A 9,614-nucleotide genomic window follows, 5' to 3' on the forward strand; every position below is an offset into this window, starting at 1 on the left:
CCTCATAGGCCTTGGAGTTGCGGGCCTGAAACGTCCGTTCCGTGTTCACTGTAAACGTGGGATCGACTGCTTTCAGCATTCGCCACACCGTCTCCGAAGCGTCATCGGCTTCCCTGGCTGACCATGCCAGGTCGAAGTCCTCAGTTTCATCCGGCGCGCCGATGATCTGACCAGCCGCCTCAATTGAATAAGCCACCATCGCATTCGTCCCGACGACAAGCAGGTGGCTGCCGAGAAGATCCCGCGTGTCCGCTTCTCTCAGGATCGGACCAGCATCGCTCGACAAAAGAGGCAGCCGGAGCGCGCGATAAAGCCGCGAACTTTCCTCGAGTACAATCCGAGCACCATCCCGCTGCGCTTTCGCCTCGGACTTCTGCTCATGATAGGTCTCGAACTGCGCCTGAAGCTCGTCATTCCAGCGTCCAAGGCTTTTGCCATTTCCTCGCCGGTCAAAAATCTCGTAGAGATAATCCTTGCCCGACACTGTCTTGCGTCTGAGGTCATAAGGCATGGCAAAGAGCTTGCGCTCTGCCTCGATCCAGACCTCGTAGCGCTGGCGCAGATTGATAAGCGTGCGGAGCTGCTCATCACTGAAAGGTTGCACGGAACTCATGCCGCATTATCCCACATTTTCTACTTTTCTAAATATGCGGGATAAATTGTTTATTTTCTGTGTATTGAGATCGCTTCAAAGCTAGTGAAGGGCTGACATGCCAAAGCCATCGCTATTCGGCTCATCATTTTAGCTTACCATGAGCTTCTGCGCTCAGCGATCTCGATGAGGCGAGTCTTGGCCGGCACCACTAGCACCATGACACTTCTCCCGGCAGGATCGTCGCTTGCTCCCGTGCGCACTGCATGCGCGAAAACTTCTTCGTCCTGAACGTCGCTGCCGTTGAAGTAGATGCTAGCGGGCTCTCGCCGCGAGTCGCGCGCTTCAGAGCAACGCTCGAAAAGGAGACCCAACACATCCGAGTCAGCGCCCACTTCCTTTGCAGGTACCAAACTCGAAGGCCAATTTCTGGATTTTCTATACCAAATTCGGCCCTTTGGTCCGTAGCAAATCAAGATTGAATAGAGCGGATCAGTGTCAACAAACCGTAGGGCCGTTGCCGTACGACTCGTCAGGAATACAGTAGCAAGCTCGCTGATTGAGTGGAAAGAAGGTCGATCATAAGATTTGACCATTGGCTCGAACATGTATTTTGGCATGAGCAGACCAGCCGAATAAGAATCGGCCTGTCGCTCTTTCCCTGAAACGGTGTTCCGGGTCGAACCGATCACTTCCTTCGAGCAATGCAAGTTCTGGTTCTTATGACATTGCCAGTGGCCAATCTCATGCCCAAGCGAGAAGCGTGCGCGTTCGGCCCCGCCGCGATCATCAATTGTGATAATCGCTCTGTCTCGAATACCCATGATCTGTGCTTCGCATCCATCTAGAGGACGGTAACGGACCCTCGCCTTGAGCAGCCAGGCCAGCGCCTCCAGGTCAATCTGCTCGGGCGACGTAATGCCGTAACGCTGCATTAAGAGTTCAGGGCGCAGAAAGATCGTCACTTTTTGCTATCATCGTCCAAGTCTATATCGAGCTCCTCAAGCAGCTCCAAAACATCTTCGAGCTGCGCCAGGGCGTCTCTGTCCGAGAGCTCCGACCCGTCCGCATTTCTAGCCGCAATCGTAAGTTCGCTGAGTTCTGCTTGGACCTGGCGCAGAAATGCACGCGCCTCGTCTGGCGTTTGAGGCCGACTGCGAGCCTCCCGCTTTCGTCGATCTTCCAGGAACTCAACCCTGGCTTTCCTCAGCTCAACAAAGCCTGCCCGCCCTTTCGCCGCAATCAAGGCACGCTCAAACACGGATAGGCCATCGCCAGACTTGTAACCGAGAGATTCCAGTTCTTGCTGAACCTCCGCATTGGTCATACCGAGAATGTCGTCGAGCACAGCGTCGTCCAGACGGTCGAGCTCGTCGCGCTTTTTAGATTCGGTCATGATCCTCTCCGACCTTCGAATTCACTTATCTTGCGGCGAATCCTTCGCCTGATGGTGGCGAGCTGGCTCTTTGAGACACCTGTCTGCACGCAAAGCTCTTCACCTGACAGCCCTTCAAACACGCCAAGCAAAACCAGCTGGGTCTCGTCATCGTCGAATTGCTCATACAACCAGGCATGAAATGCCGCGTCATGCTCCTCCCGGCAGATAGTCTCTTCAACACCCGCCCGGCCATCGCTCACCGTATCGGCGAATAAGCCGAGATCCGCCGGCGTCTCAGCATACCCGGCGTCTTCACGGCGGGCGCGCTTTCGCACTTCTGAACTTGCAATACTCTTCATGACGCCGCCTAGAAAAGCAACAATGTCAACATCCCGAGGCCTCTGGCGATCTCCACAGAGCACTCTTGTCAGCGCCTCCTGCAGGAGATCCTCCGGGCTGAGACGCGCACGTACCGCAAAGTACCCCGCAATCAGCAGGAGGCGATCCCCCTGATGGCGACTGACCTCCTCAATCTCGTCTTTGCAGTCTTCTGCGGACCGCTTTCGTGCAGCGTCAGCGGCGCTCATGCTCCAGCTCCTAGTATACCCATACTCATCTATGCGTGCCGCAACCCTGCATTCGGACAAGTTCGAAAGCTGTCCGAATTCAGCCGTGCGGCGAGCCTTTGTTTACGTGGGCACTGACGTTGCCCGGCGCAACAAAGGAAATCCAATAATGACCTCCCATAACTCTGAATATTTCGACCTGGAAACGGCTGCCCGCTGCGGCCAGCCGGTGACGGCCGACCGCTACTTCAAGATCCGCATCGACGACCGGTCCTACAATGTGGACGATCCCAAGCTGACCGGAAGCCAGCTCCTGAGGCTGAGCGGCAAACGGCCGATCGACGAACATCTTGTCTTTCTGAAGCTTGCCAATGGTGGGTTCGAGGAGATTCGCCTCGATGAAACCGTTGATCTGACACAGCCCGGCGTTGAGCGGTTCTTGACGTTCGACAGCAGCGCTTCCTATCGCCTAGTTATCGATGGTGAGCGCATCGAATGGGGCGCTCAGCTGATTACGGGCCTCAAGCTGAAGCAAATCGCCGGGGTTGACCCTGACAAATATGTGCTCTGGCGAGAAGTGCGCGGAAGCGAAGATATTGAACTGGCGAATGAAGACATCATCGATCTCAGCGAAGCTGGGCTCGAGCGCTTCTTCACGGTCATTGCCCAAACTACTGCCGGAGACGCAGGCCCCGCCCTTCCCCAAGCCGATCAGCGCTATCTTTCTGAGCAGGGCTACCGGTACGAGCTCGCACACGAAGCGGGACAAACGGCAATCATCCTGAAGGCCGTCGACCTCCCGAAGGGGCACTATGATGTGGAACTGGCTGACATTCTGATCATGCTTCCGCCCGGCTACCCGGATGCCCCTCCTGACATGTTTTATTGTCTGCCCTGGCTTCGGCTTGTCGCACGCGGCGCCTACCCCAATTGTGCCGATGTTCCGCTCTCCTTTCAGGGGCAGTCCTGGCAAAGGTGGTCGCGCCATAACAATGAATGGCGCCTTGGCAAGGACGGCATCTGGACCATGCTGAAGCGCGTTGAACATGCACTGGCGGAGGCGGCCTGATGCTGCGGGATATCATCATACCCAACCGCCTTGGCACGGCTATCCGGCGGGCGGCCTTCAGTTCCGGCCAAGAGGCCGGCGCGTGGCTGCTTTTCAGGCGTGCGGTGATTGGTGATGATCCATGGACAAAGAAGCCGCGCGAGCGGCTCATTCTCAGCGATGTCCTTCCGTTTGAGGGTGAAGACATCGCGTCTGCATCGCCAACGCATCTGACGGTCCGAACGTCTTCATTCGTCCGGACACTGAAATACGCAAATGACAACGGGCACACTGTGGGCTTCCTTCACGGCCACCCTTGCGGCACTGCCGCCTTCTCGGTCCGCGATGACGAGAACGAACTCGCCCTGTTCAACGCGGCCCGCAACAGAAATGGGCCGGACGCCTGCCTGGTAAGCGTGCTGGCGATTTCGGGTGGACGCCTGTTGGCGCGCATCTGGCAAGGTTCAAGCGATCCCGATCCATCCCGTCTCCTGGAAACGGGACGACGCATTGCCCTCTGGTCTGATCACACCGACAACACCAGCCCGGATCTTGACCGGCAAGCGAGAGTCTTCGGCGAGACGTTTAATGTGACGCTCCGGAACCTCTCATGCCTTGTTGTCGGCGCGGGTGGCACCGGCTCTCCTCTCGCCGTGATGCTGGCTCGATCAGGCTTGGGCCGAATTGCCATCATCGATCACGACGTGGTCGAGAGCACTAATCTGCACCGGCTATATGGAGCAACGCAGAGAGATATCGGCAGGCACAAAGCTGAAGTGCTGGCAGCCCACATCAACGAATTTGGGCTTCCCGCCCAGGCAATGCCCCTCGTCCGTAACTTGCTGGACCCGGAATGCAGGGATGCGCTCAAGTCGGCAGATGTCATTTTTTGCGCGACGGACGATCACGCCTCGCGGATGCTGCTCAACCGGTTCTCCGTCTTCTATGAAATCCCGGTCCTTGACATCGGACTCGCCGTCGCCGGCGATCAGGGCAATCGCAGGCGCGACATGACCGGACGCGTAACCCGCCTGCACTCCGGAGCGCCCTGTCTCCTCTGCAGAGGCATCATTGACCCTGTCCGTGCGCGCGAAGACGAGTTAAAAAATCGGGCTCCGGACCAATACGCCGACCAGCAGCGCGAAGGTTATATTCTCGGTGGCGGAGAGCCCGAGCCAGCCTTCATCGGCATGACCACATCCGTTGCCTGCCTCGCCATGGATGAATTTGCTCAGGCCGTCAGCGAATTTCGGGGACCGGATGGTCATGCCCTCCAGAGACTTCGCCGCTTTCATATTCCTGAGGACCGGCGAACCGGAGGGCGCAGCGATAACGACTGTCCGATCTGCGGACACACCGATTACTGGGGACGCGGCGACGTGGTCCCTTTTCTGGACCGAGTAGGTTGAACAATGGTGATATCCTCACTCAGACTTGCACTCGAATGGTTCGAGCTAATTCGGCAGTCTCGCTATAGGTTGCAGCACTCACACACTCAGCCGGACCTTGAATTACTCGATGCGGAAACGATTGTGGTTGTTGGCAGCTTTAGTGCGCCCAAATGGGCTGTATTCCGCTGCCCCGGAAATTGCTCAACGGTGTATCGACTGTCTCTCAACGCGGATCAATCGCCGCATTGGCGCGTCTCAGTAGATTGGTTAGGTCGACCGTCCTGCTCGCCTTCAATACATCAAAAATCGGCATGCCATGCACACTTCTGGATTCGAGCAGGCAGAGTTCAACAATGTCGGGACAACGGATGCGTTGTTGCTAGGGACCATAAAGCATAGTTTTCAAGAGACTAAATGAGAGAAGCGCCATCCATCGCTAGCGATCAATTTCGTAAAGCTGAGCTGAGACGCTGTCGGCCGTGGCAAGCTTCGATGCCACCTGCTCGATGAAATAGTCAAACCGCCTTTGCCCAAGCGCCTGCGCAGCATCCCGCTCGCCTTCCGGCAATGGATCCGTCCGGCACAGCCAGTAGAAAACAAAATGGGCCAACGTCTCCATCGTTAGCGCCACATCCCGCTCGATTGCGCCCTGGCGAATGTCGAAAGCGTCCAGTCGCGACAGCAGCCGGCTCTCCAGGTCCTTGTCCTTCTCCGGAAAGAGGTACTGCTCCAACGCCGCTTCAAGGATGGCGGTCTTGGTCACACCCGGGCTTTCTGCCGCCCGGCAAAGCGCATCATACAGCTTTGTCGAAAGACGGAGATTAGCGCGAGGTTTTGACATGATCAGAAATCCGGAAGTAGGTCCTGGTCGCCGCGATCCATCGCAGCCGCTCGACGAGCTAAGTCCATCGGTTTGCGCTCTTCGGGTCCTGCTGCCTCATCCTCTATCTCACCTACGTCCAATTCCGGCTCGCGCTCTGGCACCAGCGGCAATTCCGGCTGCAAGGCTGGATCCCGCCCGTCCATGTCACCGGTCTCCGCCCAGTGCCTTTCCCGGTCGCTGCCCTCCGAAGGCACCGCCTCCACCGAAAGCCCGCCCTCAACCCGCTCAGCCGCCGGCAGGATGCGTCGCGCAAAATTCCGGTCTGCATAGTAGCGAAGCTTCTTTGCCTTGAGAGGCGGCCGCCCCGACACAAGCACCAGCTCCTCTGTCGGCGACAGCTGCATCACCTCGCCGGGCGTCAGGAGCGGCCGGCTCGTTTCCTGATGCGACATCATCATGTGTGACAACCAGGGCGCCAGCCTGTGGCCGGCATAATTCTTCTGGGCGCGCAGCTCCGTCGCTGTCCCCAAAGCTTCCGACACGCGTTTGGCCGTGCGCTCATCATTGGTCGCAAACGCGACCCGGACATGACAATTGTCCAAAATAGAATTGTTCGGCCCATACGCCTTCTCGATCTGGTTGAGCGACTGGGCAATCAGAAAAGCCCGGATGCCATATCCCGCCATGAAGGCGAGCGCCTGCTCGAAGAAATCAAGCCGCCCCAGCGCCGGAAACTCATCGAGCATCAACAATAGTTTCCGCCGCCCCTCCCCCGGCAGCTCTTCCGTCAGCCGCCGCGCAATCTGGTTGAGCACCAGCCGCATCAGCGGCTTGGTCCGCGACAGGTCCGAGGGCGGACAAGCAAGGTACAGCGAGACAGGCCGGTCACCCGAAACCAGGTCCCCAATCACCCAGTCACTCCCACCCGTCACCTCAGCCACAACAGGATCGCGGTAGAGCTCCAGAAAGCTCAAGGCCGTCGACAGCACACCTGACCTTTCATTCTCCGACTTGTTCAGGAGCGAGCGCGCGGTCTCGGCCACCGTCGGGTGTACTGTCTTCCCAAGGTGGCGCATATTCATCATCAGGGTGAGCGTCGCCTCGAACCGCCGGCGCGGATCCGCCAGAAACCGCGCGCATCCAGCCAACGTCTTGTCGGGTTCGGCATAGAGGACATGCAGGATGGTGCCGACCAGCAAGGCATGGCCCGTCTTTTCCCAGTGATTGCGCCGCTCAAGGCTGCCTTCGGGATCGACCAGGATATCGGCGATGTTCTGGACATCGCGCACTTCATTCTCCCCAAGCCGGACATCCGCCAAGGGATTGTAACGCGGCGAGCCGGCATCGGTCGGGTCAAACCGGACGCACCGGCTGAATGAAGACCGCCAGCCCGAGGTCAGCTCCCAGTTCTCCCCCTTGATGTCATGAATGACGCAGCTGTCCGTCCATGAAAGCAACGTTGGCACAACCAGCCCCACGCCCTTCCCTGACCGCGTCGGCGCAAAGGCCATGACATGGTCCGGCCCGTCATGGCGCAAATAACGCCCCTTCCAGCGCCCGAGGAACACCCCGCGCCGAGACAAGAGACCCGCCACCTTCAAATCTGACGAGCGCGCCCACCGCGCCGACCCATAAGTCGTGACATCGCGGTCATAGCGGCTCCGCCAGACAGAGCCTGCCACAGCAACGGCAATTCCGAGCACGCCGCCGCTGACCGCAATCAATCCCGCCCGATTGAAGACATCCGGTGCATACGCCTCATAGGCATACCACCACTGGAAGATGCGCCACGGCCGATAGACCGGCCAGCCCGACCAGACAAACCAGGGCTCACCCAGTGCCGGCTGATAGCCAAGCTCCCCCGCCGCCCATTGCGTCGCCCCCCAGCACGCCCCAAGCACGCAAGCAAATACGACAACAATCTGTCCAAACAGTATCTTGGTGGGTGACAAGGGCGGCTCCGTGCGAGCGCCCAATCGTAGCTCGGGCAGGAACCAGGATCATCGGGCTTAAAGGCCGATCAATACAACGCCGTGCAACTCGATGAATAAAAAAATTGGAAGGCGGCGACTCCCGGAAAAAAATTGATGTTAGGTAGAACAAAGTTATTCGATCAGCCAACGATCAAATACAGACTTCGGAGGGGAAAGTCGTGGCTGCTGACCGGCCCTACATACAATTTTCAACAAAAGACCTGGGTCGCTTGGCAGATCAAACTGCTAATCTGGCCGTGATCGCAAGCATCATGCATGAGTTGACGTTCCGAAATCGTCGCAACGCCGACGAATTGTTCCGACGCCTTCAATCAAGAAACGATGGAGATGCCGACCTTCAGTCAGAGCTATTCGGCATCGACGAAGTGGAAGTGCCAGCACCAACTCTTGCACGGCCTCCACAATTCAAGCCGACCGAAGAGCAGATCGCCGCGGTTGACGCCTTCAAGTCCGGTAACTCACTCAAGGTCACTGCCTATGCCGGCGCTGGCAAGACAAGCACGCTCAAACTTATGGCGGATGCTCGCCCCGGAGCAGGTCTCTATCTCGCCTTCAATAGATCGATCGCCACAGAGGCAGCCGAAGACTTCCCTCAAGGTGTTGAATGTCGCACGACGCATTCAGTTGCTAAGCGGTATGTCCAAGGACGCTGGGGATACTCAAATCCGCAACTGACGACAGCAATCAAGACCAAGCAATTAGAGGCAGAGCTGGAGCTCAAAAAAGCGAAGCTGCTCGAGGGCTTTTCGCTCACCGGTGTTCAGCAAGCGCACCTGTTCCTCAAGACTGTCCGGTCATTCTGCCAAAGCGATGCCGAAGCCATATCCGCCGAGCATGTTCCTCCGTCCGGCAAGTTGCTCGGACTTGGGTCCGATGAATTATTGCATGTGAAGCATTGGGTCACAGAGCGCGCCAACTCCTTGTGGCAGCGCATGCTGGACAAAAATGACAACATCCCGCTTGGGCATGATGGATACTTGAAGCTCTGGTCGCTGCAGAAACCGAAGCTCGCAAAAGACTATATTTTGCTCGATGAGGCTCAGGACACCAATCCTTGTGTCCTTTCCGTCCTGGCCAACCAGGATTCCCAGATTGTCTATGTCGGTGACCGACACCAGCAGATTTATGAGTGGCGCGGCGCCGTAAATGCCATGGAATTGATGGAAACTGATCGCGAGACATTTCTCACCAAGTCATTTCGATTCGGACATGCGATTGCACACCCCGCAGGAGACATCCTGAAAGCTTTGGGCGAGACCGAAAGTCTCACCGGCAATGAAGCAGTCTTCTCCTCCGTCATCGCGTCAGGGACTACGCGCGCTGTCCTCGCTAGAACCAATACGATGGTCATGTCCGAGGTTCTCGAGGCTTTGGGCAATGGACGCAGGCCCCACATCGTCGGCGACCTTAAGGATCTAGAACTGAAGGTCGGCTCTGTTTTCGATCTTCAGAATGGCGAACCTGGCAGCCATCCCGACTTCTTTGGATTTTCCAATTGGGACGAAGTTGTTGCATTCTCGGAAAGTGAAGAAGGCGAAGATCTCCGCGCCTTCGTTTCTCTAGTTCAACGTCACGGACCGAGAGCGCTTTGGAGAGCATTGCGTGAGACCACCGCCTCTGAAGACGACGCAGATGTCATCCTCTCCACGGCCCACCGTGCGAAAGGCAGAGAGTGGGCTTCCGTTTCTATAGCTGATGATTTCGCCAGCATGCAGGACGATGCGGGCCGAATACCAATTTCTGAAGCGAGGCTGTTCTACGTCGCGATAACCAGAGCGAAAGAAATCCTGAGCGTGAACCCGCTGCTCCTATCTGCATATGC

At 57.4% G+C, this 9,614-nt stretch carries 10 protein-coding genes; 4 read left to right on the plus strand and 6 right to left on the minus strand.

Going from position 1 to position 9,614, the window contains the following annotated elements; translation table 11 throughout:
• The 4 genes from WA989_RS12760 to WA989_RS12775 all read right to left on the minus strand — a co-directional run.
• The coding region (locus tag WA989_RS12760; RefSeq protein ID WP_424340871.1) for a GSU2403 family nucleotidyltransferase fold protein at positions 1–613 on the minus strand (613 nt) is incomplete at its 3' end.
• Between the two features lie 134 nt (positions 614–747).
• A complete protein-coding gene (locus WA989_RS12765; protein WP_424340872.1) occupies positions 748–1,557 on the minus strand; it encodes an ImmA/IrrE family metallo-endopeptidase in 810 nt (269 codons plus the stop codon).
• Positions 1,554–1,988, minus strand: coding sequence for a hypothetical protein (locus WA989_RS12770; protein ID WP_424340873.1), 435 nt, complete (start codon positions 1,986–1,988; stop codon positions 1,554–1,556). Before WA989_RS12770 ends, WA989_RS12765 begins: the two co-directional genes overlap by 4 nt.
• Positions 1,985–2,557 (minus strand): RNA polymerase sigma factor, encoded by a 573-nt coding sequence (locus WA989_RS12775; RefSeq protein ID WP_424340874.1) that lies wholly within the window; start codon positions 2,555–2,557, stop codon positions 1,985–1,987. Before WA989_RS12775 ends, WA989_RS12770 begins: the two co-directional genes overlap by 4 nt.
• Before the next feature lie 148 nt (positions 2,558–2,705).
• Between WA989_RS12775 and WA989_RS12780 the strand changes: the two genes are divergently transcribed.
• Genes WA989_RS12780 through WA989_RS12790 form a run of 3 tightly spaced genes read left to right on the plus strand, consistent with a single transcriptional unit; the run spans position 2,706 to position 5,374 of the window.
• Entirely contained in the window at positions 2,706–3,605 is a 900-nt protein-coding gene (locus WA989_RS12780; protein ID WP_424340875.1) for a multiubiquitin domain-containing protein, read from the plus strand.
• Positions 3,605–4,993 (plus strand): ThiF family adenylyltransferase, encoded by a 1,389-nt coding sequence (locus WA989_RS12785; protein WP_424340876.1) that lies wholly within the window; start codon positions 3,605–3,607, stop codon positions 4,991–4,993. The genes WA989_RS12780 and WA989_RS12785 overlap by 1 nt, the downstream gene beginning before the upstream one ends.
• Positions 4,994–4,996: 3 nt before the next feature.
• On the plus strand, positions 4,997–5,374 hold the full coding sequence (locus WA989_RS12790) for a DUF6527 family protein (RefSeq protein WP_424340877.1): 378 nt from the start codon (positions 4,997–4,999) through the stop codon (positions 5,372–5,374).
• A 37-nt stretch (positions 5,375–5,411) separates the two neighbouring features.
• On the opposite strand, the gene WA989_RS12795 is transcribed toward WA989_RS12790, so the two are convergent.
• Positions 5,412–5,816 (minus strand): hypothetical protein, encoded by a 405-nt coding sequence (locus tag WA989_RS12795; RefSeq protein ID WP_424340878.1) that lies wholly within the window; start codon positions 5,814–5,816, stop codon positions 5,412–5,414.
• A 2-nt stretch (positions 5,817–5,818) separates the two neighbouring features.
• The gene (locus WA989_RS12800) at positions 5,819–7,750 is read right to left on the minus strand and encodes a conjugal transfer protein TraG (protein WP_424340879.1); all 1,932 of its coding nucleotides are present in this window, start codon (positions 7,748–7,750) and stop codon (positions 5,819–5,821) included.
• A gap of 200 nt (positions 7,751–7,950) precedes the next feature.
• On the opposite strand from WA989_RS12800, the gene WA989_RS12805 reads away from it, so the two are divergent.
• On the plus strand, positions 7,951–9,614 hold a 1,664-nt coding region (locus WA989_RS12805; protein WP_424340880.1), incomplete at its 3' end, for a UvrD-helicase domain-containing protein.

The sequence above is a fragment of the Henriciella sp. genome, assembly GCF_049649345.1.
Taxonomy (GTDB): domain Bacteria; phylum Pseudomonadota; class Alphaproteobacteria; order Caulobacterales; family Hyphomonadaceae; genus Henriciella.